Source organism: Citrobacter braakii (assembly GCF_002075345.1).
Taxonomy (GTDB): Bacteria; Pseudomonadota; Gammaproteobacteria; order Enterobacterales; family Enterobacteriaceae; genus Citrobacter; species Citrobacter braakii.
In genome coordinates, this window is record NZ_NAEW01000003.1 from 116,525 (window position 1) to 141,826 (window position 25,302).

Sequence of the window (25,302 nt, forward strand, 5' to 3'; positions counted from 1 at the left end):
TTTTACGAGTCGTGATTTACTAGAGGAGTGAGATGTTGCGCCATCCAGTCGGCAATAAACGGCTGGGCGTCACGGTTAGGATGAATACCATCATCCTGCATCCACTGGGGTTTCAGATAAACCTCTTCCATAAAAAAGGGCAGCAGAGGTATATCAAACTCTTTGGCGAGTTTTGGATAAATCGCGCTAAAGCTTTCATTATAACGGCGACCGTAGTTTGCCGGCAGACGAATTTGCATCAGCAGCGGTTCGGCATTTGCTGCTTTCACATCCTGCAGAATCGTGCGCAGGGTTTGTTCGGTTTGCGCAGGCGCAAAACCGCGCAGACCGTCGTTGCCGCCAAGTTCGACCAGCACCCAGCGCGGCTGGTGCTGCTTCAGTAATGCAGGCAGACGGGCCAGACCCTGCTGCGAGGTGTCGCCGCTAATACTGGCATTCACCACCGGCGTTTTGGTTTGCCATTTATCATTAAGTAGCGCAGGCCACGCGGCGCTGGCGGACATACGGTATCCGGCGCTCAGGCTGTCACCCAGAATTAATAACGTGTCCGCTGCGGCGGCGCGGAAAGTTAACAGGACCAGGAACAGGAAAGGCCAATGCCAGCGGAAAACATTGTTGAAGTTCATCATCTTAAGAAATCCGTCGGTCAGGGTGATCATGAGCTATCCATCCTTACCGGAGTTGAACTGGTTGTCAAACGCGCCGAGACCATTGCGCTGATTGGCGAGTCGGGTTCAGGAAAATCCACACTGCTGGCGATCCTCGCCGGGCTGGACGATGGCACCAGCGGTGAAGTCAGCCTGGTGGGGCAGGCGCTGCACACCATGGATGAAGAAGCCCGGGCACAGCTGCGGGCGCGACACGTGGGTTTTGTCTTCCAGTCATTCATGTTAATTCCGACCCTTAACGCGCTGGAAAACGTCGAGTTGCCCGCGTTGTTGCGCGGCGAAAACAGCGGAAAAAGTCGCGACGGGGCAAAAACGTTGCTGGAGCAACTGGGGCTGGGAAAACGTCTTGATCATCTTCCGGCCCAGCTTTCCGGTGGGGAGCAGCAGCGCGTGGCGCTGGCGCGGGCGTTTAACGGTCGTCCTGACGTGCTGTTTGCCGATGAACCGACGGGCAATCTGGACCGCCAGACCGGAGACAAAATCGCCGACCTGCTGTTTTCTCTGAACCGGGAACATGGCACCACCCTGATTCTGGTGACCCATGATTCTCAACTGGCGGCGCGTTGCGATCGGCGTTTACGCCTGGTGAACGGACAGTTGCAGGAGGAGGCATGATTGCACGCTGGTTCTGGCGCGAATGGCGCTCGCCTTCATTACTGATTGTCTGGCTGGCGCTGAGCCTGGCCGTGGCCTGCGTGCTGGCGCTGGGCAATATCAGCGATCGTATGGAAAAGGGGCTGAGCCAGCAAAGCCGTGAGTTTATGGCGGGAGATCGGTCGCTGCAAAGTTCGCGTACCGTGCCGAAAGCGTGGATTGACGAGGCGCGACAGCGTGGCCTGAAAGTGGGCGAACAGCTGACCTTTGCCACTATGACCTTTGCCCGGGATACGCCGCAGTTGGCGAACGTCAAAGCGGTGGATGATGTGTATCCGATGTATGGCACGTTGCAAACCAATCCGCCGGGACTGAAACCTCAGCCAGGCTCGGTACTGCTGGCTCCGCGTCTGATGGCGTTGCTGAACTTAAAAATCGGTGATTCCATCGACGTGGGTGATGCCACGCTGCGCATCGCCGGGGAAGTGGTGCAGGAGCCGGACGCCGGTTTCAATCCGTTCCAGATAGCGCCGCGCCTGATGATGAACATGGCGGATGTCGAAAAAACGGCGGCGGTCCAGCCGGGGAGCCGTGTGACCTGGCGCTATAAATTTGGCGGGACACCGCAGCAACTGGAAGCCTATGAAAAATGGCTGCTCCCGCAGTTAAAGCCTGAACAGCGCTGGTATGGGCTGGAGCAGGATGAAGGGGCGCTGGGGAAATCACTGGAGCGTTCGCAACAGTTCCTGCTGCTGTCGGCGCTGCTAACCCTGCTGCTGGCGGTCGCTGCGGTTGCCGTGGCGATGAGCCATTACTGCCGCAGTCGTTACGATCTGGTGGCTATTCTGAAAACCCTTGGCGCGGGCAGAGCACAGTTGCGCAGGCTGATTGTTGGTCAATGGCTGATGGTGCTGGCGCTGTCTGGCGTGACCGGAGGGTTATTCGGGCTGTTGTTTGAACGCGTGCTGGTGGTATTACTTAAGCCGGTACTGCCCGGCGAACTGCCGCCTGCCAGTCCCTGGCCGTGGCTATGGGCATTAGGCACCATGACGGTCATTTCTCTGCTGGTGGGGTTACGCCCTTACCGTTTGCTGCTGGCGACTCAGCCAGTGCGGGTACTGCGCCGTGACGTGGTGGCAAACATCTGGCCGCTGAAGTTTTATTTGCCGGTGGTATTGATAGTCGTGATTGCCCTGCTCGCCGGACTGATGGGCGGAAGTCCGCTGCTGTGGGCCGTGCTGGCCGGAGCGGTAGTGCTGGCGCTTTTGTGCGGGGTGCTCGGCTGGATGCTGCTCAACGTGCTGCGTGGCCTGACGCTCACCTCGCTGCCGCTGCGTTTAGCGGTCAGTCGGCTGTTGCGCCAGCCGTGGTCAACGCTCAGTCAGCTGTCGGCATTTTCGCTTTCCTTTATGTTGCTGGCGCTGCTGCTGGTACTGCGTGGCGACCTGCTCGACCGCTGGCAGCAGCAAATGCCGCCGGAAAGCCCGAACTATTTTCTCATCAACATTGCCACCGAACAGGTGGTTCCACTCAAGGCTTTCCTGGCTGAGCATCAGGTGATCCCGGAATCGTTCTATCCGATTGTGCGGGCGCGTCTGACGGCTATAAATGAGAAGCCGACCGAAGGCAATCACGATGAGGCGCTGAACCGTGAGCTTAATCTGACCTGGCAGGATACCCGACCGGATCATAACCCGATCGTTGCCGGAAGCTGGCCGCCAAAAGCGGGCGAAGTCTCGATGGAAGAGGGGCTGGCGAAACGGCTGAACGTCAAGCTTGGCGATCGGGTGACCTTTATGGGCGATACCCAGGATTTCAGCGCCACGGTCAGCAGTCTGCGCAAAGTGGACTGGGAAAGCCTGCGCCCCAACTTCTTCTTTATCTTTCCCTCCGGCGCGCTGGACGCTCAGCCGCAAAGCTGGTTAACCAGCTTTCGCTGGGAGAACGGCAACGGCATGCTGACGCAGCTTAACCGCGAATTCCCGACTATCAGCCTGCTGGATATTGGCGCAATCCTCAAACAGGTGAGCCAGGTGCTGGAGCAGGTGAGCCGGGCACTGGAGGTGATGGTGGTGCTGGTTACCGCTTGCGGTATGTTGCTGCTATTGGCGCAGGTCCAGGTCGGAATGCGTCAGCGTCATCAGGAACTGGTGGTCTGGCGCACGCTGGGCGCGGGTAAGAAGCTGCTGCGTACCACGCTATGGTGCGAGTTCGCCATGCTCGGGATGGTCGCCGGACTGGTGGCTGCCATCGGCGCGGAAACCGCACTGGCGGTGCTGCAAACCCGAGTGTTTGATTTTCCGTGGGAGCCAGACTGGCGACTGTGGGTCGTGTTGCCGCTTTGTGGGGCATTGTTGCTCTCGTTATGCGGCGGATGGCTCGGTTCACGTCTGCTAAAAGGCAAAGCGCTGTTCCGTCAATTCAGTAGTTAATTCATATTCGTGATGATTACGCACCGGTTTTTTAAATCGGTGCGTTTTTTATCTATGTAGCACAAATTGATAACTCATTGATATTTAACAGCACAGAACAATAAAAACCCGACAACACGAGTGTATTAATAAACGTTAATATTTGTATGCTGAATAATTGGCAGGCTATCTATCAAGGTACAAATAATGACTATAAAAAAAACGGCGCTGGCGGTATCGATCGGCGCAGCAGTGGCATTAACGACGTTCGCCTCCCAGGCGGAAATCACGGTCCTGAAACAAGATCCACAGGCGGGCAACCCGCTGAGCCGTCTTAACTTCACCATTGGCGGGAGTATTCGTCCGCAGTTCCAGAATATGGCCGGTGATGATGGTAAGAATGGCTACAAACGTAATGGTTTCGACGGCGGGACGCGTTTCCGCTTCGCCGCTGATTACTATCTGTTTGATGACATCAGCTGGGTGAGTTATTACGAGCTGGGCGTTAACTTCCCGGCAATGTTCAACTGGGATAATCACTATGCTAACGGCGCCAACGATACCACGCGTCGTATGTTGTACACCGGTCTGAAGAGCGCGACCTGGGGTACGCTGACCTTCGGTCAACAGAACAGCATTTACTATGATGTGGTTGGTGCGAAAACGGATATCTGGGACTACGACATGATCGGTCAGGCACCAGGTAACGGTATCAATGGCGACTATGACGGTTCCTATCGTACGCGTAAATCACTGAAGTATAAGAAAACGGTTGGCGATGTTGATCTCTACGCGTCTTATCTGTTCAGTGATGATTACAACCCGAACAACGGTCTGCGCTACAAGCGTAAAGGCGGTGGCTCGCTGGGTGTGGATTATCACATCACCGATGACCTGACCTGGGGTACGGCGTGGAACTACACCCGCGCGGAAATGCGTGGCGACACCAGCAAAACCTACGATCAAAACATCGTCGGTACCGCGCTGAGCTGGAAACCGGACAACTGGACCTTCTCGATGGGCGGCGGTTGGTATCAAAACTTCATGACCACCAAAAAAGTCTCTGTTAACGATTACTTTGCCGGTGATGCCTGGGGTCTGGAATACTTCGCGGGTTACACCTTCCCGGTTGGTCAGTATGCGCTGAAATCCGTTCAACCCTACGTTATGGGCGACCGTATTGAATACGTGAATGGTCGTAACTACCTGCGTACCGACAATGGTGTGGGTATCAGCTTCCAGCTGGACTACGGTTTCCGTGTGGATTACGAACACGTCTTCACCTCCAGCACCGACAATCTGGGTGATATGAACCTGGTTCGTCTGCGTTACGACTTCTAAGTCAATTTCCCTGCCAAAACCGGGTAACCAGAAGGTTATCCGGTTTTTTACTATCCTTTGCTGAAAAACACATTAGTACCTTCAACGTACATTCAACGACATATCCCGCAACATCATGAAATAATTTCAAGGACAGCAGGTTGTGATCTGTGTCATGTTAACAATCAGCCTGTTAACAGGCCAACAAGAACAACGCCGCAAGAACGGCGTGAGACATGACACCACAACGTTAAAATGGAGAAATTATGGGATTGCGTCAGAGTTTACGCGTCGCGACCGGAGCGCTGTTACTGGCCTGTGGATTACAACTTGCTCATGCGAACAGTGACCCGCATACCATCGTGTTTGGCGTCGCACCTGGTCCGTACGGCGATATGGTGAAACAGGCCATTGCCCCTACGCTGAAAGAGAAAGGCTATAAGGTAGTGGTGCGCGAATTCAGCGACTACGTGCAGCCGAACATGGCGCTTTCCAACGGCAGTATTGATGCCAACTTGTTCCAGCACTCGCTCTACTTTGACAAATTCACCGCTGATAAAGGACTGAAGCTGAGCAAGCTGATTGTGGTCCCGACGGCCGGGATGGGTTTTTACTCACATAAAATCAAAAGCCTGGATGAGTTAAAAAAAGGGGATGTGATCACGCTTTCCAATGATCCAACCAATCTGGCTCGCGGTCTGCGTTTCCTGCAGTCTATTGGCCTTATTACCATCAAAGACACTATCGATCCGACTAAAGCCTCTGAGCGCGATATCGCCAGCAACCCGAAAGGGCTGGTGTTTAAACCGCTGGAAGCGGCACAACTGCCGCGTACCCTGGACGGTGTGACCGGCGCGCTGGTCAACGGTAACTTTGCTGTGGCGGCAAAACTGGATCTCGCCAGTGCCATCAAGCAAGAGCATCTTGACGAAAATCTGAAAAATATCATAGCGGTACGCAGTGAAGATGCAGATAAACCGTTCGCGAAAGATATTGTGGCGGCGGTGAAATCTCCGGCTTATCGCGCGGTGATCGACGATCCGCAAAATATTTACAGCGCCTTCCAGAAACCGGAATGGATGTCGGCAGCCCAATAATCGCTGCGCACAAGGTTAACAGGGGCAGCGGCGACTGCCCTTTTCGCATTTCTGAGGTGGCTATGATTGAGATAGAAAAGGTTTGCGTGGATTTTAGCGCAGGCCGTGGACCATCAACCCGGGCGGTTGATGACGTCAGCTTGCGCATAGGCGCAGGCGAGATATTTGGCATTGTCGGGACCAGCGGCGCGGGGAAAAGTACGCTGCTGCGCACCCTGAACGCCTTAACGCGACCAAGCCTGGGAAGCGTAAAGGTTAACGGCGTAGAAATTTCCGCGCTGGAAGGGGCGCAACTACGTAAAGCCCGTCAGCGTATTGGGATGATTTTTCAGCATTTTAATCTGATGCATACCCGTACCGTGGCGCAAAACGTCGCTTTCAGCCTGAAAGCTGCCGGATGGGAGCGCAGTAAAATTGGCCCACGCGTCAGCGAAATCCTGACGCTGGTGGGGCTGTCTGACAAGGCGAACCGCTTTCCTGTGCAGCTCAGCGGCGGGCAAAAGCAGCGCGTTGGTATTGCCCGTGCGATTGCCAATCACCCGGATGTGCTGCTGTGTGATGAACCGACCTCTGCGCTGGATCTGGAAACGTCGGCCACTATTCTGGCATTGCTTAAGCAGATCAACCAACAGCTGGGGATCACGATCGTGCTGATCACTCACGAGATGAACGTGATCAAATCGATTTGCGATCGTGTGGCGGTGATGTCCGGCGGCAAGGTGGTGGAGTCCGGTGAGGTGTTTGAGGTTTTTGCTCACCCGCAGCACGCTTTCACGCAGCAACTGGTGTCGCATACCCTCAATCTGACGCTACCCGAACGCTTGCGCCAGCATTTGCCTGGCCAGTTGCTGAAAATTCTGTTCATCGGCGATTCGGCGGAACAGCCGGTGTTGTCAGAAGTCGCGGTTAAATTTGGTGTGGCGGTGAACATTCTGCACGGCAAAATTGAATATATCGGCGAGCGTGCGCTGGGGATTCTGGTGGTGCAACTGACCGCGCCGCATAACCCTTCTGCGGTGGATGTCGCCGTGGAGCATATTCGTCAACGCACGGCACAGGTGGAGGTGATTCGTGGATGATTTATTGCCTGATTTGACGCTGGCGTTTAATGAAACCTTTCAGATGCTAAGCATCTCTACGGTGCTGGCGATTATTGGCGGTCTGCCGCTCGGTTTTCTTATTTTCGTCACCGACCGGCATTTATTCTGGCAAAACCGTTTTGTGTATCTGCTCAGCTCCGTGCTGGTGAATATCATCCGTTCGGTGCCGTTTGTGATCCTGCTGGTGCTGCTGCTGCCGCTCACCCAGTTTTTACTCGGAAATACCATTGGGCCGATTGCGGCCTCGGTCCCGCTCTCGGTGGCGGCAATCGCTTTTTATGCCCGTCTGGTCGACAGCGCACTGCGTGAAGTCGATAAAGGCATTATTGAAGCGGCGGAAGCCTTTGGCGCCAGCCCGATGCGTATCATCTGCACCGTTCTGTTACCTGAAGCGAGCGCGGGTCTGCTGCGTGGGTTGACGATAACGCTGGTGAGTCTGATCGGTTACTCCGCGATGGCTGGAATCGTTGGCGGCGGTGGGGTAGGCGACCTGGCGATTCGCTTTGGTTATTACCGCTATGAAACCCAGGTCATGATCGTCACCGTGGTGGCGCTGATTATTCTGGTGCAGGTCGTTCAGGTGCTGGGCGACTGGCTGGCGAAACGCGCGGATAAGCGCGACAGACACTGATCACTGTGCGTTAAGCCAGTCGGCAGCGTCCTGCCATGTGCCGCGAAAGACGACTTTCGCGGCTTTCTTTTCCAGTTGATAACGATACATCGGGTCGTAATACTCGTTGAGCAACGGTACCAGCCAGCCCATATGGGCGTCGGTACTGCCCGTCGCTTGCTGTTCGCGCAGAGCCACGTCGAGCAGGGCGGTCAGCTCGGCAAAACGTTGTAAACCCAGACGGCGGCGAATAGCAAACAGGCCGTGGTGCAGATACTCGCTATACTCCTGCCAGCCCTGACTCTCGCCATAAGCATGGGTAAAATCGTGGTGCATCCGCACGAAATACTCTTCACGCAGTCGCTCCAGACGACGCTCAAAAGGATCGTCCACCACTGCAATAGATGCCTGGGTCATGCGTTCACGCAGGCACTCAGGCAGATGATTAGCCCCGATCATGCGGCCTTCATCTTCCAGTACCCACAGACGCAGATCCTGACGGCTGTCGGTTCTGAGCATTTCGACCGCCAGCAGGTTTTCAAAACTCGCCTGACTCAACTGCGGTTCAACGGTGCGACCAAACGAGGAACCGCGATGGTGCGCCAGACCTTCGAGATCCACGCCGTTCGGCTGCTGTTGCACCAGCTGCGTTTTACCGTTCCCGGTACAGCCGCCAATTAAGACGATCGGCTTTTGCACTAATTCTTCCGTCAGCTGAATCGCCGCCTGACGCAGGGCTTTGTAGCCGCCGTGTATCAGCGGGTAGTCAATCCCGGACTCGTGTAGCCACTGCTGCACAATGTGCGAACGCTGACCGCCGCGCGCGCAGCATAAATAACCCGCAGGATTTTGACGACAGGCATCCAGCCAGGCCTTCATACGTTGTTGGCGAGTCTCGCCGCAGACCAGTTGATGGCCGAGCGTGAGGGCTGCCTCGGGTCCCTGACGTTTATAACAGGTACCCACGGCGGCACGTTCGTCATCGTTCATTAGGGGAAGGTTGATTGCGCCCGGCATTGCGCCTTGCAGAAATTCGACGGGGGCGCGTACATCGATTATAGGCGTACCAGCGAGCAAAATTGCGCGATAGTCCGTTCCATCGTTCATGTGTGATCCTGAAAATACAAAAACAGCAATGGAGGGGATTTTACGCGCCAGAGGAGGGGCCGGGGAAGGATAAAATCAAATCCCCGGCATTAATGGCTTATTTCAGCGTTGACTGCGCCCAGATAATACCGCTGGCATATTCCGGCGGCAGCAGGGGGATAAGCGCTTCCAGCGTCGCACTAAGACGCGCGGTATCGCTGTCGCTCAGGTTCAGGTGTCCCACCTTACGCCCTTCACGCACCTCTTTGTCATACCAATGCAGATGCACCAGCGGCAGTTTCAGCCAGTCGTAGTTCAGGTCGCTACCAATCAGATTTACCATCACCGAAGGAGTGTTCACTACCGGCGTGGGTAACGGCAGGTTGGTAATGGCGCGCAGGTGCAGCTCAAACTGGCTGATGCTGGCACCGTTTTGCGTCCAGTGCCCGCTGTTGTGCACGCGTGGAGCCAGTTCGTTAATCAGCAGACCTTCCGGGGTGATGAAACATTCCATCGCCATCACGCCGACATAGCCCAGCTCCTGCATGATGGCTGAGAGCATCGCTTCGGCCTGTTTCTGCTGTTTGTCGTTAGCCTGCGGGAAGACCACGCTGGTGCGCAGAATGCCGTCCTGGTGCAGGTTATGGGTCAGCGGATAGAAGACGGTGCTACCGTCGTGCGCACGAGCGCCAACCAATGAGACTTCACCAGAGAAGTTGATTCCCTGCTCAACGATGCATTCGCCGTAGCAGTCGTCCGGCAGTTGTTCGCTTTCATTTGCGTGTAAACGCCACTGCCCACGACCGTCGTAGCCGCCGACGCGACGTTTCACGATCGCCAGCTCACCGAGTTTGTCGAATACTGCAGGCCATTCGCTTTTATCCGCCAGCAACTGCCACGGCGCAGTTGCCAGGCCGAGCTTGTCAAAAAGCTGCTTTTGCGTCAGACGGTCGGCAATAATCGGGAAAACGTCGCGGTTGACAAACGCCGGGTGGCGCGCGAGCTCGCGGGTGAGCGCCGTTTCCGGCCAGCGCTCAATCTCAGCGGTGATCACGCTTTGCTGAAAAGGGACCGCTGCTGGTTCGGCATCCAGCCCGACGGGCCAGACCGCAATGCCCAGCGGCTCACCGGCCTGGCGCAGCATGCGCCCTAGCTGACCGTTACCGAGTACGCAGACCTGCTTCATGCCGCACCTCGCGGGTCCGGATTCTCCAGCACCTCGTCGGTTTGTGCTTTGCGCCAGTCGTTCAGACGCTGGTGTAATGCTTTGTCGTGTGTTGCCAGAATTTGTGCTGCCAGCAGGGCCGCATTTGCCGCGCCCGCTTTGCCGATAGCCAGCGTTCCGACCGGAATACCGCGCGGCATCTGTACGATGGAGTAAAGGCTATCTACGCCGCTCAGCGCCGCGCTTTGCACCGGGACGCCTAAAACAGGCACCAGCGTTTTCGCCGCAATCATGCCCGGCAGATGTGCAGCGCCACCAGCACCGGCAATGATCACCTGATAGCCGTTCTCTTCTGCGCTTTCGGCGAAGCTAAACAGCTTGTCAGGGGTGCGGTGGGCGGAGACGACTTCAACATGATGCGGCACGTTCAGAATTTCGAAGATTTCGGCGGCGAACTGCATGGTAGCCCAGTCGCTTTTGGACCCCATCACGATGGCGACACGCGCCGGGTTATTGCGGGAAGACATGCGTCTGAAAACTCCTGTGATGCACTACACTCGACTTTTGAGGCCACAGAGAATAGCATAATTCGCCGTCAAGGAAAACGATTGCGCGCTTTACACTTCACCCTTCAGGCAGCCTCTGTAGCTGGCTGCATCTCAACGAGTTTTGTGTAAAGAGGAACTGGATATCTGCGGAATTAAAACGGAAATGCGATCAGTTCAACGTCATCTGGCGTGACTTTGATCATCGACCCTTCGGTGTGCCATGCGCCTAATACCACGCGGAAAGCGTGTTGCTCATTGGCCGTAAGTTCGTGGACTGCCGGGCGGTGGGTGTGGCCGTGAATTAACCACTGGACCTGATGCTTTTCCATCTCGGTGATGACGGCCTGCGGATTCACATCCATGATCGCCAGTGACTTGCTGCTGTTGGCCGCTTTGCTGTTGGCGCGCATTTTCGCGGCGATACGTTGGCGAACGAACAGAGGTAGGGAGAGGAACAGCTTCTGTAGCCAGGGTTGATGTACTTTGGCGCGAAACGCCTGATAGCCTGCATCGTCTGTACACAAAGTGTCGCCATGCATGATCAATACCTTGCGGCCATACAGGTTGAGTACTTTTTTCTCAGGCAGCAAGCTCATGCCGCTTTCACGGGCAAAACGTTTGCCGAGCAGAAAATCTCGGTTGCCGTGAATAAAAAAGCAGGGAACGCCGGAATCAACCAGTGATTTTATCGCCGCGGCTATTTCATGATGCAGTGGGGTTGGGTCGTCGTCGCCAATCCAGGCTTCAAACAGGTCGCCGAGAATGTACAGTGCATCAGCTTTTCGCGCATCACCGGCTAAAAAACGCAGAAAACCGGCGGTGATCGCCGGTTCTTCTGTGCAGAGGTGAAGATCTGCAATAAACAGTGTCGTCACGATTACTCGCTAACGGTCACGTTTTCGATGATGACGTCTTCTTTTGGCACATCCTGGTGCATACCGCTGCGACCAGTGGAAACGCCTTTGATTTTATCAACCACGTCCATGCCTTCAACAACTTCAGCAAACACGCAATAACCCCAACCCTGCATGCTTTCGCCGGAGAAGTTCAGGAAGTCGTTGTCTGCAACGTTGATGAAGAACTGTGCGGTTGCGGAGTGCGGAGCCTGAGTACGCGCCATCGCCAGCGTACCACGGGTGTTTTTCAGACCGTTGTTCGCTTCGTTTTTGATCGCTTCTTTCGTGGCTTTTTGCTTCATGCCAGGTTCGAAACCGCCGCCCTGGATCATGAAACCGTTAATAACACGGTGGAAAATGGTGTTGTTGTAAAAACCTTCGCGGCAGTAGTCCAGGAAGTTTTTAACTGTTTCAGGCGCTTTATCATCAAACGTTTTGATTACGATATCGCCGTGATTAGTGTGGAAAGTAACCATTTTTGCATCCTGTTCCGATAGATTGGTGCTTCGACCCCGTGAAGGGTCAGAGTTAGGGGTGTGTTATAGCATAACCGCAAGCTGCGATCACCTCGCAAAGTGTGCTGCTTCCGGTCTAAATTATGGGTATTATACAGACTTTACTATCCACACACGTCTACACGGAATCTTCGATGTTAAAAATCTTTAATACACTGACGCGCCAAAAAGAGGAATTCAAACCTATTCATGCCGGGGAAGTCGGCATGTACGTGTGTGGTATTACCGTTTACGATCTCTGTCATATTGGCCACGGACGTACCTTCGTTTCTTTCGACGTTGTCGCTCGCTATCTGCGCTTCCTCGGCTATAAGCTGAAGTATGTGCGCAATATTACTGATATCGATGACAAAATCATCAAGCGCGCGAATGAAAACGGTGAGAGCTTTGTGGCGTTGGTCGACAGAATGATCGCGGAAATGCATAGCGATTTCGACGCGCTGAATATTCTGCGTCCGGATCTGGAGCCGCGCGCTACGCACCATATCGCTGAGATTATTGAAATCACTGAACAGCTGATTGCCAAAGGTCACGCTTATGTCGCTGATAACGGCGACGTGATGTTCGACGTGCCGACTGACCCGAACTATGGTCAGCTGTCACGCCAGGATCTGGATCAGCTGCAGGCGGGCGCACGCGTTGATGTGGTTGATGTGAAGCGCAACCCGATGGACTTCGTGCTGTGGAAAATGTCCAAAGAAGGCGAGCCGAGCTGGCCGTCTCCGTGGGGGGCGGGTCGTCCTGGCTGGCACATCGAATGTTCGGCGATGAACTGCAAACAGTTGGGCAACCATTTTGATATTCATGGCGGTGGTTCGGATCTGATGTTCCCGCACCATGAAAACGAAATCGCTCAGTCCACCTGTGCGCATGACGGTGAATACGTTAATTACTGGATGCACTCCGGGATGGTGATGGTTGACCGGGAGAAAATGTCCAAATCGTTGGGCAACTTCTTTACCGTGCGTGACGTGCTGAAATACTACGACGCCGAAACCATTCGCTACTTCCTGATGTCTGGTCATTACCGTAGCCAGTTAAACTACAGCGAAGAGAACCTGAAGCAGGCGCGCTCTGCACTGGAGCGTCTGTATACCGCGCTGCGCGGCACCGATAAGTCCGTTGCCCCAGCCGGTGGCGAAGCCTTTGAAGCACGCTTCATTGAAGCGATGGACGATGACTTCAATACGCCGGAAGCCTACTCCGTGCTGTTTGATATGGCGCGTGAGGTTAACCGCCTGAAGGGTGAAGATATGGCGGTGGCTAACGGTATGGCTTCGCATCTGCGTAAGCTTTCCAGCGTGCTGGGCCTGCTGGAACAGGAGCCCGAAGCATTCCTGCAAAGCGGTGCGCAGGCGGATGACGGTGAAGTTGCTGAAATTGAAGCGTTAATCCAGCAGCGTCTGGATGCCCGTAAAGCCAAAGACTGGGCGGCAGCTGACGCCGCGCGTGACCGTCTCAATGAGATGGGTATCGTGCTGGAAGATGGCCCGCAGGGCACTACCTGGCGCCGTAAGTAATGATATTGATTGCCGGATGGCGGCTCGCGCCCTGTCCGGCAATCAATGTACGAATGTCGGTCGGATAAGACGCTTGTCGTATCCGGCAAATTAATATTTCCGATACCACCACAGCACACCCATCATCATAACTCCCGGTAGCCATACCCATATCAACTCCGAAATTATCACCTGGTGCCCGTATGGTGTGGCGTAGCGTGATAGCGCAAACGGGGCGACTTTAATCACCTGCCACGGTGCAAAGAAGCGTTCATCCGACCACGGCCACAGCCAGCCGACGCCTTTGCCGCCAGTGGTGACCGAATCCAACAGGCTGTGCGACAGCAGTGAAACCGTCAGGAATAGCCAGCAGCGAATTAAGCCTGCCTTAAACCATCGTCGACCCATCCATACGCCGAGCAGCGGCACCACGAAGGCGAACAGCAGCGAATGGGTAAAACCGCGGTGACCAAACACGTTGCCGTAGGCGACGCCAAGCTTAAACGACAGTACGTCGGCATCCGGCAACATAGCCAGAATGACGCCAGTAAACAGTAATTGCGGGGGGATGACTTTACGCCCGAGACCTAATCCTAAACAGAGAGGAACGGCAGCGTGGGTAACGATTGTTGGCATGATGATCGCTTCATGTGGAAAAACAACATGCTAACAGTTCACTGTGAAGTGGTGATGAAGTCATTATCTGAAAAGGAGAGAGGAAGTGGCCGGACAGGGGTTAACCTCATCCGGCACCTGGGATCACGCCACGACGTTAATGCTGTGGCCTTCAAAGCTGACGGTCTGTCCGGCAACGATTTTGCAGCGTTTACGCGTTTCTACAGCACCATCGACCTTCACTAACCCTTCGCCAATAGCAATTTTTGCCTGGGCGCCGCTTTCGCTCCAGCCTTCCAGCTTCAGTAAATCGCAGAGTTCAACGTGTGGGTGTTTACCCAGTGAAAATGTCGCCATCTTAAACGTCCTTTACATCATGATATTCAACACACGCCTGCAGCGTGTTTTCGATAAGTGTGGCGACCGTCATTGGGCCTACGCCGCCGGGTACCGGCGTGATGTATGACGCGCGTGCGGCAGCATCTTCAAAGACCACATCGCCAACAACCTTACCATTCTCCAGACGGTTGATGCCGACATCAATCACAATCGCACCTTCTTTGATCCACTCGCCGGGAATAAAGCCAGGTTTGCCGACGGCAACAATCAGCAGGTCTGCATGCTCTACATGGCGACGCAGATCTTTGGTGAACCGGTGGGTGACGGTGGTGGTGCAGCCAGCCAGCAGCAGCTCCATGCTCATCGGGCGGCCAACAATATTCGACGCGCCAATAACGACCGCATTCAGACCGTAGGTGTCGATATTGTAACGCTCAAGCAGAGTCACAATACCGCGCGGAGTACATGGGCGCAGGCGCGGCGCACGCTGGCACAGGCGACCAACGTTATACGGGTGGAAACCGTCAACGTCTTTATCCGGCGCAATACGCTCGAGAACTTTAACGTTGTCGATACCCGCAGGTAACGGCAGCTGGACCAGAATACCGTCGATGGTGGTATCTGCATTGAGCGTATCGATCAGCTCGAGCAGCTCCGCCTCGCTGGTGGTTTCAGGCAGGTCATAGGAGCGGGAGACAAACCCCACCTCGTCACAGGCTTTGCGTTTACTCGCGACATAAATCTGCGAAGCCGGGTTGCTACCTACCAGCACAACAGCCAGGCCTGGGGCGCGTAATCCAGCCGCTAAACGCGCCTGAACTTTTTGAGCAACCTCAGAGCGCACCTGCTGCGCAATCGTTTTACCGTCAATAATCTTTGCTGCCATCAGAGAGAGGATTCCGTCTGTTACGTTAAATCGAAGGGGATGCCGCTATTTTGTCAGAAGCGGGACGTGCTGTCAGTTTTCGTTTGCATTTTTACGTGCGCCAGGGGGCGTCACGATCTGCGAATGGGATCAGGACAAAGGCATAAGCCTTGCGGATAATTAATGAGCATGCTAATCAAAATTAACGTGAATGAAACAACTCATCACCCTGGTATTTTCAGGGGTAATGCGCCACAAACCAGTCTGTTACGGTTAATTATGAGGGATTTTACCTCATTCTCACCCAGATTTTTCCTGGGTCCCATTAAGAATTAGCCAGGGTCATTAAAAGGATTTGCAGGTATTTTTCATTAATTGAAATGTTTAATTTATCGCTGTGACGAATAGTCATATTCGCGAGGAATAATTAGTGAATCAAATACTCAGGAGAGTTGGGGTAAAAGGTTAGCTAATTCTCATGCGATATATATCTTTACAGGATGCAGAGATAATTAGCCTGACATTTAATGTCGATAATGATTCAAACGGATCCCGCAGGATGCTGGAGCCGGATGTGTGTAATTCAAGGGAAATCCATGAAACGTAAATTAATGACCTCTTCTGTTATTGCCAGCCTGATGTTAGTCGCCGGTGCAGCGGTTGCAGCCGATCCGGTAAGCGTTAGCGGCGGTACTGTGCATTTTGAAGGTGAACTGGTCAATGCAGCCTGTGCAGTCAGTACTCAGTCATCCGATCAGGTTGTGACGTTAGGCCAGTATCGTACTGCCAGTTTTGCCGCAGTGGGTGACACTACAGCACAAATTCCGTTCTCTATCGTGCTGAACGACTGTGACCCGAACGTTGCCGCAACTGCAGCCGTTGCTTTCTCTGGCCAGTCCGATAATACCAATAACAACCTGCTGGCTGTCACTTCTGCAGACAACGGTACCACTGCAGGCGGTGTTGGGATTGAAATTCTGGACAATACGTCCACCGCGCTGAAGCCGGATGGCGCAACCTTCTCTACCGCTCAGGCGCTGGTAGAAGGGACCAACACCCTGCGTTTCTCTGCGCGTTACAAAGCCACTGCCGCAAGCGCAACGCCGGGTCAGGCAAATGCCGACGCGACATTCATCATGAAGTACGAATAAGCCGTTTTGATTTGCGCAAGGATGACGTTCGCCTCAATGGATGAGGCAATATCCGGGGATGATGAAGGATGCGGCAGATGATAGGGAAAGGCGTGGCGCTGGCGGGAATGCTGTGCGTAATGCCTGTGCTTTCACATACGGTAATACTGGAAAGTGGCCGCGTCCACTTACGGGGGCAGCTCGTCAACGGCGCCTGTACGGTCGCCACTGACAGTCAGGATATGCGGGTGCAAATGGGGCAGTATCGCACCAATGCTTTCTCTGGGACGGGAAGCTTCGCCTCTACCAGCGTACCGTTTTCACTGCGCTTAACGTCGTGCAGCTCCGATGTTTATGACCATGTTGGGATTGCGTTTGCGGGCGTGACGCCAGCGGAAGATCCGCAGGTTTTTCTTGCCAGCGGCGATGCGTCTGCGGCTTCGGGGATTGGCCTGGCGTTATTTGACGAGCGCCAACGGCAAATTATACCGAATGCCCTGCCGCTTCATTATGTGCCGATTATAACGCAAGAGATGACGTTTCATTTCACTGCCCGCTATCGGGCTGTCTCGGAAAATATAACGCCGGGAACGCTTCGCTCAGACGTGTGGTTTACGTTGGTTTATCCCTGATTTATTTCCCAACGATAATCGCATCAAAGGTATTTTTAGCTATGTTTAATTATCTAAAATCAGGTTTTATCCTTTTATTGGCCTTATTTTCTGCTGCCAGTGTTCAGGCTGCCGGAGGCATTGCATTAGGCGCCACTCGCGTTATTTATCCGGCCGATGCCAAACAAACGTCCCTGTCTATTAGCAATAGCGATACCAAAGAACGTTACCTGGTAAATTCATGGATTGAGAATAGCGCAGGCGCTAAAGAAAAATCGTTTGTGGTTACGCCTCCGCTGTTTGTTAGTGAACCCAAAAGCGAAAACACGCTGCGTATCATCTATGCCGGTGAACCGCTGCCCAAAGACCGTGAGTCGCTGTTCTGGATGAACGTCAAAGCCATTCCGTCAGTCAATAAAAACAGCCTTGAGGGCAAAAACGTTCTGCAACTGGCAATTCTGTCACGCATCAAACTTTTCGTTCGTCCGAATAATCTGCCGCAAATCCCGGAAGATGCGCCCGGGATGCTGACGTTTGCTCGTTCCGGCAACCACCTGAAAATCAACAATCCGTCAGCGTACTACGTCACGTTGGTCAATCTCAATGTGGGGAAAACGAAGGTCGATAACGTGATGGTTGCGCCGAAAAGCGATGCGCAGGTCCTGCTACCCACGGGCGTTCAGGGCAACGTCACGTTCCAGACGGTCAATGATTATGGCGCTGTGACCCCGGCCAAAACGGTTAGTGTGCGTTGAGATAACGATGAATAAGACAACGTATTTTCCTGGCCTGTTACCGGGGGTTACGCCACCGCTGGCGGGGGTGGCGTTGTCCACGCTGGCGGCGCTCTTTCCCTCTCTAAGCTATGGGGAAAGCTATTTTAATCCGGCCTTTTTATCTGCGGATACGGCAACCGTGGCGGATTTATCACGTTTTGAAAAAGGCAATCACCAGCCTGAAGGCGTTTATCGCGTGGATATCTGGCGCAACGATGAGTTTGTTGCCACTCAGGATATTCGTTTTACTACCAGTGCGGCAAAAGCCGGGGAGAAGTCCGGTGGGCTGATGCCGTGCTTTGGACTCGACTGGGTGAAGCGCCTTGGCGTCAATATCGCCGCGTTTCCGGCACTCAGTAAGGATCCGAACGATACCTGTATCAATCTACCTGAGGCGATTCCCGGCAGCGAGATTGCGTTTGATTTTTCTACCCTGCGCTTAAACGTCAGCCTGCCACAGGCGTCAATGTTAAACAGCGCGCGCGGCTATATTCCACCGGAAGAGTGGGATGAAGGGATCCCGGCCGCGCTGGTTAACTACAGCTTTACCGGCAGCCGCGGCAGTGATACTGACAGTTATTTCCTCAGTATGCTCAGTGGTCTGAACTATGGCCCCTGGCGGCTGAGAAACAACGGTGCGTGGAGCTACTCCAAGGGCGACGGATACCACTCACAAAGCTGGAAAAACATCGGTACATGGCTTCAGCGCGCAATTATCCCGCTGAAGGGCGAACTGGTGATGGGCGACAGCAACACTGGCAACGACGTTTTTGACAGCGTCGGGTTTCGCGGTGCGCGGCTCTATTCCTCAGACAGTATGTATCCCGACAGCTTACAGGGCTACGCGCCTACCGTGCGCGGCATTGCGCGTACCGCAGCGAAACTGACCATTCGTCAGAATGGCTATGTGATTTATCAAAGCTATGTTTCACCCGGCGCTTTCTCAATAACCGATCTCAACCCAACGTCATCCAGCGGTGATCTTGAGGTCACGGTGGATGAGAAGGACGGCAGCCAGCAACGCTATACGGTGCCGTACTCCACCGTTCCCTTATTACAACGAGAAGGGCGTTTTAAGTATGACGTTGTCGCCGGGGATTTTCGCAGCGGCAATAGCCAGCAATCTTCACCCTTCTTTTTCCAGGGAACATTAATTGCCGGGTTACCAGAGGGCTATACCGCATACGGTGGTACGCAGTTGGCCTCTCGTTACACCGCGGTGGTTTTAGGCACCGGTCGAAACCTGGGGGACTGGGGGGCGGTTTCTGTCGATCTCACCCATGCGCGCAGCCAACTGGCGGATGACAGTACGCACCAGGGGCAGTCTTTGCGTTTCTTGTATGCGAAATCGCTGAACAATTTTGGCACTAACTTCCAGTTGTTGGGGTATCGCTACTCAACGCGTGGCTTCTATACCCTCGACGATGTGGCGTATCGCAGTATGGAAGGCTATGAGTACGAATACGACAGTGAGGGCAATCGCCACGACGTGCCCAATGTGACGAGTTACCACAACCTGAGCTACAGCAAAAAGGGCCGTTTCCAGATCAACATTTCGCAGAATCTGGGGGATTACGGATCGCTGTATATCTCGGGTAGTCAGCAGACGTACTGGAATACTTCAGACACCAATACCTGGTATCAACTAGGCTATGCCAGCGGCTGGCAGGGGATTAGCTATTCACTCTCCTGGTCGTGGAATGAATCGGTTGGCATCTCCGACACCGATCGTATTCTGGCGTTCAATATGTCTGTACCGTTCAGCCTGCTGAGCGGACGGCGTTACTCGCGTGATAACGCCCTCGATCGCACCTACGCCACCTTTAATGCCAACCGTAATAGCAACGGACAGAACAGCTGGCAGAGCGGGATCGGCGGTACGTTGCTGGATGGGCGCAATCTGAGCTACAGCGTGAATCAGGGGCACAGCAGCACCAATGGCTATAGCGGAAATGCCAGCGCCAACTGGCAGGCGGCCTACGGTACGCTGGGCGTGGGTTACAACTACGACCGTGACCAGCATGACTACAACTGGCAGTTCTCCGGCGGCGTAGTGGGGCATGCGGACGGCATTACGCTCAGTCAGCCTCTGGGCGATACCAACGTGCTGATTAAAGCGCCGGGTGCGCAGGGTGTACGGATAGAGAACCAGACCGGCGTTCAAACCGACTGGCGCGGATACGCGGTGATGCCATATGCCACCGTCTATCGCTATAACCGCGTCGCGTTAGACACCAATTCCATGAACAACAATACCGATGTGGAGAATAACGTCAGTAGCGTAGTGCCAACGCAAGGGGCGCTGGTGCGGGCGGCGTTTGATACACGAATCGGTGTGCGGGCGCTGATTACCGCCAAACATGCCGGTAAACCAGTGCCGTTTGGCTCCGTCGTGCGTGAAAACACCAGCGGCGTGACCAGCATGGTGGGTGAAGACGGGCAAATCTACCTGAGCGGCTTGCCGCTAAAAGGCGAGTTGTTGATCCAATGGGGGGAAGGCGCAAACGCGCGCTGCGTGGCGCGCTATGCCTTGCCAGAGGAGAGCCTGAAACAAGCGGTAACGCTCACGAACGTGACGTGCGAATCTCCGTCAGCACGACAGGAATAATACGATGAAACGACAAACGGGTTTGTTACTGGGAAGCGCTTTACTGCTGATGGCCCATTCGTCCTGGGCGACGGTCTGCCAAAACTCGAATGGCACGCCAACGGATGTTTTTTACGATCTGTCGAATGTCTTCAACAGTAGTAACAACCAGCCGGGACAGGTGGTGACGTTACCGGAAAAATCTGGCTGGGTTGGCGTGAATGCCACCTGTCCGGCCGGGACAACGGTAAATTACACCTATCGAAGCTATGTCACTGAACTTCCGGTTCAAAGTACCGAAGGCGGCTTCCAGTATCTGAAGCTCAATGACTACCTGCTGGGGGCCATGAGCATAACCGATAGTTATGCCGGGTTATTTTATCCCCCGCGTAATTACATTCGCATGGGGACTCACCCAAACGTACCTAAGCAGCAGCCTTTTGGCGTGATGGATTCAAAGCTGGTGTTTAAGCTCAAAGTGATCCGCCCGTTTATTAACATGGTGCCGATTCCGCGGCAGACGATGTTCAGCGTCTATGTCACGACCAGTACCGGAGATGCGCTAAGCGTACCGGTTTATACCATCAGCTACAGCGGCAAGGTGGAGGTTCCACAAAACTGCGAAGTAAACGCCGGGCAGATTGTCGAGTTTGATTTTGGTGATATTGGCGCATCGCTGTTTAGCAAGGCAGGATCGGGAAACCGGCCTGAAGGCATCAATCCGCAGACCAAAACGGTAGCGATAAAATGCACCAACGTCGCTGCACAGGCCTACTTAACCATGCGTGTAGAGGCCGAGAAAGCCACCGGGCAAATGATGGTATCTGACAATCCCGATTTAGGTTTTATTGTCGCCGACAGCAGCGGTAAACCGCTGACGCCCAATAATCTGTCCAGCACTATCCCGTTTCAACTGGATGATAACGCCGCGGCGAGCGTGGGTATTCGAACATGGCCGGTTAGCGTGACGGGCAATAAGCCCACCGAAGGACCTTTTACAGCCCGTGGCTATCTGCGAGTGGATTATGACTAACAAGCAAACGCCAGCCGCAGGGAAACGCCTGGCAATGGTGTGCCTGCTGACATTCAGCTCGTTGTGCCATGCCGCATCGTCGCTGGGGGAAATCAATATTGAACTGCGCGGAAACGTGGTGGACTTTACCTGCGCGGTAATTGCCAGCGACAGCAATAAGTCCGTGGAGCTAGGCACCTGGCCGACCAAGCAGCTTCAGACCAGCGGAGATACTACTCAACCGGTCGCGTTTACACTGAAGCTAGAAGGCTGCCCGCCGGGTTCCGCTTCGATAACGTTTTCCGGAACTCCGGCCCCGGGCACGACGTTGCTGGCGCTTGATGACGCGGTGATGGCGCAAAAGGTGGCGATCGAACTGCACGACAGCGACCGTACGCGATTGCCGCTCGAGCAGGCCAGTCAGACGGTGGGGATTGATGAGAACGGCAATGCCACGCTAACCTTTTTCGCAAACTATATCGCGTTAGCTGCTGGGGTTCAGCCTGGCATTGCCAGGGCTGATGCCACGTTCATGATTAACTATAACTAATCAATGCGCTAACAAAACACTCCCGAACGAAATCTCGCCGGGAGTGTTATTACATTAATTCATGCATTTTTGCGTAATCGATCAGCTCAACGATGGTGTGCAACCCGAGCTTGGAGTAGATATTAGCCTTGTGAGCGCTAATCGTTTTATTGCTGAGTAACAACTGCTCAGCAATTTCCTTATTGGATAGCCCGTTTGCCAGATAACGCAAAACGGTAACTTCACGGTTAGAGAGCGGCATGTCATGTAAGACGCCTTTTTGTGCATTTATATTGTTAATGAAATTAAGGGTATCCGAAGGAAAAAAGGAATATCCCGATAAAATCATTTTTACCGCATTGTAGATATCATTGAGATCCTTTCGTTTACTGACAAACCCATTTGCACCGGCCCGGATAGCACGCCCGGCATAAAACGACTCGGATTTTGAGGACAGAAACAGTACCCGAGTTTTCTCCTGCAATGACTTTATTCTTTTGAGTAATGTAAACCCATCAGAACCAGGCAGTTCAATATCCAGGATGACAAGATCGACCGGGTACGTGCGCAGATGTTCTATTGCCGTACGGCTGTCATCGGTTTTCAACACTACCTGAATATTACTGTTTTTCTCGAGTAGTACTTCTATCGACATTCTGACAATAGGGTGTTCGTCCATAATGATAACGGATGCTGGTTTCATTGTTGTATGCCTCAAACTGTTTGCGTATCTTGCGAATTTGATAAAACATCAGGCGTTATAATATTGTCAAATAGCCAAGAATTGTTCTGAGGGAGAGCCGAATAAATATTATTTCATCCTTGTTTATTCGGTTGTTCTTCTGCAGAACAATGAATTTGTGGAAAATCCATTTCACACCGGGAAAACTAACAATTAATCAGGAAACTGTGGGGATTATACCTGCTCTGCTCATTCGGAAAAGACTTACAACATCCTGGTTGTTAATGTCAGTTAGGATATTCTGAAAGATCCAGATGTGTTAATGACTATTGGTATTATTTATCTGTGGTTCGAATTATGGCAGATTGAAAATTTTTTTTAAGCAGTAAAAACGACACAATAAACCAATTGTTTAAGTTTTGTTAAGGCTGCAATAGGACTATTTTTTATTGAAATGCACAGGATCAGTAAGGTTAAGTGTGAGTGTGCCTCCAGGCATAATACCAGGAATAGTTGTAAATATTAAATATTTGTAAAAATTAGATCTTTTTTCTTATTCAATAATAAGTAATTTCCTAAAAAATCTTATAGCACAATGAGTTATGGTGTTAAATTAAATGGGGAGAGGTAACGTTGAGACGGTGTATCAGATGCAAAAAACGCTGCCTGCTGGGTAATCCAAGGCGCGTAATCAACTGGTTCAGGCGATAGATGATGCGGTGGTAGGGTTGTTCCTGTAACAATGCAATCTTTTTTAAGGAGTTACCCTGCAATAGTAAGGTAATCAGCTCCCAGTCGAGCTGATTTATACGCCTGGAATGAATATAGTTAAGAACCGGAGATAATAAGGCATGGCGCATCTCGGGGAGGCGCAAATTGCGTGGCAAGATATAAAATGGACCGGACAGTGAAATAAATGTAGTGAGGTCTTCATCGCGACTGGAAAGCATTATGAAGATTTGGATGTCATTATGCTTCTTAATTAGCTGGCGCAGGCTTTCAAGTATATCGAAATAAGGGGTTGTTAAGCTTTCAATGTCAATCACTAACTGGCTAATTACCGGCTCTTGCATGCTGAGCAAAGTCGATTCAACGCTCTGGAAGATCGCCGCGCGAGTACCTGAGAATAAATGTCGACTCAGCGCATAGGCCAGATAGTAGTCTGTCGTAATTATCGCCTGAGATATAGTGCCGTCCGGTAAGGTGTATTCGAGTTTTTGCGCCAGATACTCGATCCGGTCAAATACCTGTGAGGTACAGTGGGGAAATTGCCAGCTACAGTTAGCGTTTCGTATACGGCGATAGCGGTCCCGGCGTTTTGCACTGTGCATCCTTTTCCATTCCATTTCTGTTGCGGCAGGTCTGGATAAATTGCTGACTACAGGCATCCCTGAACCAAACTTTTGTCAGCGCAAATGTGAGTTGACTTGTGCCGTTGGGTTTCGGTGCTTCAACAATCATCAGACTGGCAATTGCGTACTCCATCAGAATAATCTGCCGGAAGTTTTCTGATGTCTTACTCAATGCCCAAAAGATCGTTTTATCCAGTTCAACCTCTCTCTGAGATTAGATAAAATATTACCGGGTGTGTCTTTCTGTTACCCCGGAAATAGTATGGCCGGATTATTCTCGCAGCCTGAAGCCAGGTACAGTAGGAGCCGATGCTTAATCCATGATGAGATATTTCTCAATAAAAATTAGGCAAAGATACCCCGTCTAATTTTGCAGAAAGTTCAGATGTGCGCGGATGTATCTTAAGAATTGCTGATCGTTTTTCACATGCAGCTTTTTCATAATGCTGCGGCGGGTCGCTTTGGCCTGGATATCACTGACTGAGAGCAGATGAGCCGTTTCGGCTAACGTATACCCGCTGGCGAGAAACATTAAGAACTGGCGTTCTTCGATAGAAAAGTTGCGGGTGGTGCAGTAATGGCAGATAGTCGCGGGCACGCTAGTGCGCAGTGCGCGTTTTTGCAGGATGAGGACCAGTTTTTTGGTTATCTCGTCGACGTCATCTTCCCGATAAATCAGTGGCAACATGTACAGGCAGGGGCGGAACATTAGCTTATCTTTGTCGTTTTTGCTACAGATGACCACCCGGTGTTGGCGCCTGGTGTGGACAGGAACCATGTAACAATCGGCGCTGAGCCAATCTTCATCCAGTGAGATAAACGCGATTTCAGCGCGATCGATATCTTCGACAGGTAAAAAGCTAATCTCCTGATGCCACTGATTTGCCAGATGGGAGATGATGATTTTCAGTCCATGTTCGAAGTGACTGTTTTCTTCCTTGATGGCGATACTTAACATTAAAGAGTTCCTGACCACTGGAGAGGGGATAAAGGAATGTTAAGCAAAATCATAAATATTCTAAATACATGTATCCCTAAATCTGACGTTTTGCGGGCTGAGTTGTTACCAGGTGATTTCCTGGATACCTTTGAACGAGCAGAAAAAATCAACATTCGTACACTTCGCCAGCAACCGAAACAAAAGGCATTGACTCAGCAAGCGCTGACCGTATAATTCACGCGTTTCATCTGCATGAAGTAATCACTTCGCAATGCGCCCTTAGCTCAGTTGGATAGAGCAACGGCCTTCTAAGCCGTAGGTCGTAGGTTCGAATCCTACAGGGCGTACCATTTCA

The 25,302-nt window shown here is 52.8% G+C and carries 26 protein-coding genes and 1 tRNA gene; 15 read left to right on the forward strand and 12 right to left on the reverse strand.

Annotated elements, in window-relative coordinates; genetic code table 11:
* Positions 1–2 precede the first annotated feature (2 nt).
* Positions 3–629 carry a multifunctional acyl-CoA thioesterase I/protease I/lysophospholipase L1 gene (tesA, locus tag BZK42_RS07770; protein WP_085951033.1) on the reverse strand — a complete coding sequence of 209 codons (627 nt, stop codon included), beginning with the start codon at positions 627–629 and terminating at the stop codon, positions 3–5.
* On the opposite strand from tesA, the gene ybbA reads away from it, so the two are divergent.
* The 6 genes from ybbA to BZK42_RS07800 all read left to right on the forward strand — a co-directional run bounded on the left by ybbA (position 597) and on the right by BZK42_RS07800 (position 7,821).
* The gene (gene ybbA, locus BZK42_RS07775) at positions 597–1,283 is read left to right on the forward strand and encodes a putative ABC transporter ATP-binding protein YbbA (RefSeq protein ID WP_016152113.1); all 687 of its coding nucleotides are present in this window, start codon (positions 597–599) and stop codon (positions 1,281–1,283) included. The genes tesA and ybbA overlap by 33 nt on opposite strands.
* On the forward strand, positions 1,280–3,694 hold the full coding sequence (ybbP, locus tag BZK42_RS07780) for a putative ABC transporter permease subunit YbbP (protein WP_080858968.1): 2,415 nt from the start codon (positions 1,280–1,282) through the stop codon (positions 3,692–3,694). The genes ybbA and ybbP overlap by 4 nt, the downstream gene beginning before the upstream one ends.
* Before the next feature lie 186 nt (positions 3,695–3,880).
* On the forward strand, positions 3,881–5,014 hold the full coding sequence (locus tag BZK42_RS07785) for a porin (RefSeq protein ID WP_080858969.1): 1,134 nt from the start codon (positions 3,881–3,883) through the stop codon (positions 5,012–5,014).
* Between the two features lie 245 nt (positions 5,015–5,259).
* Positions 5,260–6,090, forward strand: coding sequence for a MetQ/NlpA family ABC transporter substrate-binding protein (locus BZK42_RS07790; protein ID WP_016152116.1), 831 nt, complete (start codon positions 5,260–5,262; stop codon positions 6,088–6,090).
* Positions 6,091–6,152: 62 nt separating this feature from the next.
* Positions 6,153–7,169 carry a virulence-associated ABC transporter ATP-binding protein SfbB gene (gene sfbB, locus BZK42_RS07795; protein WP_080859061.1) on the forward strand — a complete coding sequence of 339 codons (1,017 nt, stop codon included), beginning with the start codon at positions 6,153–6,155 and terminating at the stop codon, positions 7,167–7,169.
* Entirely contained in the window at positions 7,162–7,821 is a 660-nt protein-coding gene (locus tag BZK42_RS07800) for a methionine ABC transporter permease (protein ID WP_003831085.1), read from the forward strand. The genes sfbB and BZK42_RS07800 overlap by 8 nt, the downstream gene beginning before the upstream one ends.
* Here BZK42_RS07800 and mnmH read toward each other — a convergent pair whose 3' ends face one another.
* From mnmH to ppiB, 5 genes are all read right to left on the reverse strand, one after another.
* On the reverse strand, positions 7,822–8,907 hold the full coding sequence (mnmH, locus tag BZK42_RS07805; protein ID WP_080858970.1) for a tRNA 2-selenouridine(34) synthase MnmH: 1,086 nt from the start codon (positions 8,905–8,907) through the stop codon (positions 7,822–7,824).
* Between the two features lie 97 nt (positions 8,908–9,004).
* Entirely contained in the window at positions 9,005–10,072 is a 1,068-nt protein-coding gene (purK, locus tag BZK42_RS07810) for a 5-(carboxyamino)imidazole ribonucleotide synthase (RefSeq protein ID WP_080858971.1), read from the reverse strand.
* On the reverse strand, positions 10,069–10,578 hold the full coding sequence (gene purE / locus BZK42_RS07815) for a 5-(carboxyamino)imidazole ribonucleotide mutase (protein WP_016152120.1): 510 nt from the start codon (positions 10,576–10,578) through the stop codon (positions 10,069–10,071). Before purE ends, purK begins: the two co-directional genes overlap by 4 nt.
* 173 nt (positions 10,579–10,751) lie before the next feature.
* Complete coding sequence (gene lpxH / locus BZK42_RS07825; protein WP_053389385.1) at positions 10,752–11,474, reverse strand: UDP-2,3-diacylglucosamine diphosphatase; 723 nt, start codon at positions 11,472–11,474, stop codon at positions 10,752–10,754.
* A 2-nt stretch (positions 11,475–11,476) separates the two neighbouring features.
* Positions 11,477–11,971 (reverse strand): peptidylprolyl isomerase B, encoded by a 495-nt coding sequence (ppiB, locus tag BZK42_RS07830; protein WP_003021875.1) that lies wholly within the window; start codon positions 11,969–11,971, stop codon positions 11,477–11,479.
* A gap of 173 nt (positions 11,972–12,144) precedes the next feature.
* Here ppiB and cysS point away from each other — a divergent pair, with 173 nt between their 5' ends.
* The gene (gene cysS / locus BZK42_RS07835; protein ID WP_075846834.1) at positions 12,145–13,530 is read left to right on the forward strand and encodes a cysteine--tRNA ligase; all 1,386 of its coding nucleotides are present in this window, start codon (positions 12,145–12,147) and stop codon (positions 13,528–13,530) included.
* A gap of 90 nt (positions 13,531–13,620) precedes the next feature.
* Here the strand turns inward: cysS and BZK42_RS07840 are convergent, their stop codons facing one another.
* The 3 genes from BZK42_RS07840 to folD all read right to left on the reverse strand — a co-directional run bounded on the left by BZK42_RS07840 (position 13,621) and on the right by folD (position 15,349).
* Positions 13,621–14,145: a metal-dependent hydrolase gene (locus BZK42_RS07840; RefSeq protein WP_019076201.1), complete on the reverse strand. Its 525-nt coding sequence runs from the start codon at positions 14,143–14,145 to the stop codon at positions 13,621–13,623.
* Between the two features lie 123 nt (positions 14,146–14,268).
* A complete protein-coding gene (gene ybcJ / locus BZK42_RS07845; protein WP_016152124.1) occupies positions 14,269–14,481 on the reverse strand; it encodes a ribosome-associated protein YbcJ in 213 nt (70 codons plus the stop codon).
* Position 14,482: 1 nt separating this feature from the next.
* Positions 14,483–15,349, reverse strand: a complete 867-nt coding sequence (gene folD / locus BZK42_RS07850) for a bifunctional methylenetetrahydrofolate dehydrogenase/methenyltetrahydrofolate cyclohydrolase FolD (RefSeq protein ID WP_003021887.1) — start codon at positions 15,347–15,349, stop codon at positions 14,483–14,485.
* Between the two features lie 575 nt (positions 15,350–15,924).
* On the opposite strand from folD, the gene fimA reads away from it, so the two are divergent.
* The 6 genes from fimA to sfmF all read left to right on the forward strand — a co-directional run bounded on the left by fimA (position 15,925) and on the right by sfmF (position 21,994).
* Entirely contained in the window at positions 15,925–16,479 is a 555-nt protein-coding gene (gene fimA / locus BZK42_RS07855; protein ID WP_019076202.1) for a type 1 fimbrial major subunit FimA, read from the forward strand.
* A gap of 77 nt (positions 16,480–16,556) precedes the next feature.
* Positions 16,557–17,090 carry a type 1 fimbrial protein subunit FimI gene (gene fimI / locus BZK42_RS07860; protein ID WP_019076203.1) on the forward strand — a complete coding sequence of 178 codons (534 nt, stop codon included), beginning with the start codon at positions 16,557–16,559 and terminating at the stop codon, positions 17,088–17,090.
* Between the two features lie 41 nt (positions 17,091–17,131).
* Entirely contained in the window at positions 17,132–17,824 is a 693-nt protein-coding gene (gene fimC, locus BZK42_RS07865; protein WP_065554225.1) for a type 1 fimbria chaperone FimC, read from the forward strand.
* Positions 17,825–17,831: 7 nt separating this feature from the next.
* Positions 17,832–20,453: a fimbrial biogenesis usher protein gene (locus BZK42_RS07870; protein WP_053389937.1), complete on the forward strand. Its 2,622-nt coding sequence runs from the start codon at positions 17,832–17,834 to the stop codon at positions 20,451–20,453.
* Positions 20,454–20,457: 4 nt separating this feature from the next.
* Positions 20,458–21,465 (forward strand): type 1 fimbria D-mannose specific adhesin FimH, encoded by a 1,008-nt coding sequence (fimH, locus tag BZK42_RS07875; protein ID WP_080858972.1) that lies wholly within the window; start codon positions 20,458–20,460, stop codon positions 21,463–21,465.
* The gene (sfmF, locus tag BZK42_RS07880; RefSeq protein ID WP_046276058.1) at positions 21,458–21,994 is read left to right on the forward strand and encodes a fimbria assembly protein; all 537 of its coding nucleotides are present in this window, start codon (positions 21,458–21,460) and stop codon (positions 21,992–21,994) included. Before fimH ends, sfmF begins: the two co-directional genes overlap by 8 nt.
* A gap of 49 nt (positions 21,995–22,043) precedes the next feature.
* Here sfmF and fimZ read toward each other — a convergent pair whose 3' ends face one another.
* The 3 genes from fimZ to fimW form a co-directional block, all read right to left on the reverse strand.
* On the reverse strand, positions 22,044–22,676 hold the full coding sequence (gene fimZ, locus BZK42_RS07885) for a fimbria biosynthesis transcriptional regulator FimZ (protein ID WP_016152131.1): 633 nt from the start codon (positions 22,674–22,676) through the stop codon (positions 22,044–22,046).
* A gap of 587 nt (positions 22,677–23,263) precedes the next feature.
* Positions 23,264–23,986 carry a fimbria biosynthesis regulator FimY gene (fimY, locus tag BZK42_RS07890; protein WP_080858973.1) on the reverse strand — a complete coding sequence of 241 codons (723 nt, stop codon included), beginning with the start codon at positions 23,984–23,986 and terminating at the stop codon, positions 23,264–23,266.
* Between the two features lie 385 nt (positions 23,987–24,371).
* Positions 24,372–24,965 (reverse strand): fimbria biosynthesis transcriptional regulator FimW, encoded by a 594-nt coding sequence (gene fimW, locus BZK42_RS07895; RefSeq protein ID WP_016155913.1) that lies wholly within the window; start codon positions 24,963–24,965, stop codon positions 24,372–24,374.
* Between the two features lie 36 nt (positions 24,966–25,001).
* Here fimW and BZK42_RS07900 point away from each other — a divergent pair, with 36 nt between their 5' ends.
* Together BZK42_RS07900 and BZK42_RS07905 are read left to right on the forward strand one after the other, a co-directional pair.
* Positions 25,002–25,181: a hypothetical protein gene (locus BZK42_RS07900; protein WP_016152134.1), complete on the forward strand. Its 180-nt coding sequence runs from the start codon at positions 25,002–25,004 to the stop codon at positions 25,179–25,181.
* A 39-nt stretch (positions 25,182–25,220) separates the two neighbouring features.
* Positions 25,221–25,297 (forward strand) — tRNA-Arg (locus BZK42_RS07905).
* Positions 25,298–25,302: the final 5 nt, after the last annotated feature.

Excerpts from the sequence above, each read along its gene's own strand:
- fimA (WP_019076202.1), top strand. The coding sequence starts at position 15,925 with ATGAAACGTAAATTAATGACCTCTTCTGTTATTGCCAGCCTGATGTTA.
- fimW (WP_016155913.1), bottom strand. The coding sequence starts at position 24,965 with ATGTTAAGTATCGCCATCAAGGAAGAAAACAGTCACTTCGAACATGGA.
- folD (WP_003021887.1), bottom strand. The coding sequence starts at position 15,349 with ATGGCAGCAAAGATTATTGACGGTAAAACGATTGCGCAGCAGGTGCGC.
- BZK42_RS07785 (WP_080858969.1), top strand. The coding sequence starts at position 3,881 with ATGACTATAAAAAAAACGGCGCTGGCGGTATCGATCGGCGCAGCAGTG.
- fimH (WP_080858972.1), top strand. The coding sequence starts at position 20,458 with ATGAAACGACAAACGGGTTTGTTACTGGGAAGCGCTTTACTGCTGATG.
- purK (WP_080858971.1), bottom strand. The coding sequence starts at position 10,072 with ATGAAGCAGGTCTGCGTACTCGGTAACGGTCAGCTAGGGCGCATGCTG.
- BZK42_RS07870 (WP_053389937.1), top strand. The coding sequence starts at position 17,832 with ATGAATAAGACAACGTATTTTCCTGGCCTGTTACCGGGGGTTACGCCA.
- ybbP (WP_080858968.1), top strand. The coding sequence starts at position 1,280 with ATGATTGCACGCTGGTTCTGGCGCGAATGGCGCTCGCCTTCATTACTG.
- fimI (WP_019076203.1), top strand. The coding sequence starts at position 16,557 with ATGATAGGGAAAGGCGTGGCGCTGGCGGGAATGCTGTGCGTAATGCCT.
- mnmH (WP_080858970.1), bottom strand. The coding sequence starts at position 8,907 with ATGAACGATGGAACGGACTATCGCGCAATTTTGCTCGCTGGTACGCCT.
- tesA (WP_085951033.1), bottom strand. The coding sequence starts at position 629 with ATGATGAACTTCAACAATGTTTTCCGCTGGCATTGGCCTTTCCTGTTC.
- sfmF (WP_046276058.1), top strand. The coding sequence starts at position 21,458 with ATGACTAACAAGCAAACGCCAGCCGCAGGGAAACGCCTGGCAATGGTG.
- fimZ (WP_016152131.1), bottom strand. The coding sequence starts at position 22,676 with ATGAAACCAGCATCCGTTATCATTATGGACGAACACCCTATTGTCAGA.
- sfbB (WP_080859061.1), top strand. The coding sequence starts at position 6,153 with ATGATTGAGATAGAAAAGGTTTGCGTGGATTTTAGCGCAGGCCGTGGA.
- BZK42_RS07840 (WP_019076201.1), bottom strand. The coding sequence starts at position 14,145 with ATGCCAACAATCGTTACCCACGCTGCCGTTCCTCTCTGTTTAGGATTA.
- ppiB (WP_003021875.1), bottom strand. The coding sequence starts at position 11,971 with ATGGTTACTTTCCACACTAATCACGGCGATATCGTAATCAAAACGTTT.
- BZK42_RS07900 (WP_016152134.1), top strand. The coding sequence starts at position 25,002 with ATGTTAAGCAAAATCATAAATATTCTAAATACATGTATCCCTAAATCT.
- purE (WP_016152120.1), bottom strand. The coding sequence starts at position 10,578 with ATGTCTTCCCGCAATAACCCGGCGCGTGTCGCCATCGTGATGGGGTCC.
- ybbA (WP_016152113.1), top strand. The coding sequence starts at position 597 with ATGCCAGCGGAAAACATTGTTGAAGTTCATCATCTTAAGAAATCCGTC.
- BZK42_RS07790 (WP_016152116.1), top strand. The coding sequence starts at position 5,260 with ATGGGATTGCGTCAGAGTTTACGCGTCGCGACCGGAGCGCTGTTACTG.
- cysS (WP_075846834.1), top strand. The coding sequence starts at position 12,145 with ATGTTAAAAATCTTTAATACACTGACGCGCCAAAAAGAGGAATTCAAA.
- fimC (WP_065554225.1), top strand. The coding sequence starts at position 17,132 with ATGTTTAATTATCTAAAATCAGGTTTTATCCTTTTATTGGCCTTATTT.
- fimY (WP_080858973.1), bottom strand. The coding sequence starts at position 23,986 with ATGCACAGTGCAAAACGCCGGGACCGCTATCGCCGTATACGAAACGCT.
- ybcJ (WP_016152124.1), bottom strand. The coding sequence starts at position 14,481 with ATGGCGACATTTTCACTGGGTAAACACCCACACGTTGAACTCTGCGAT.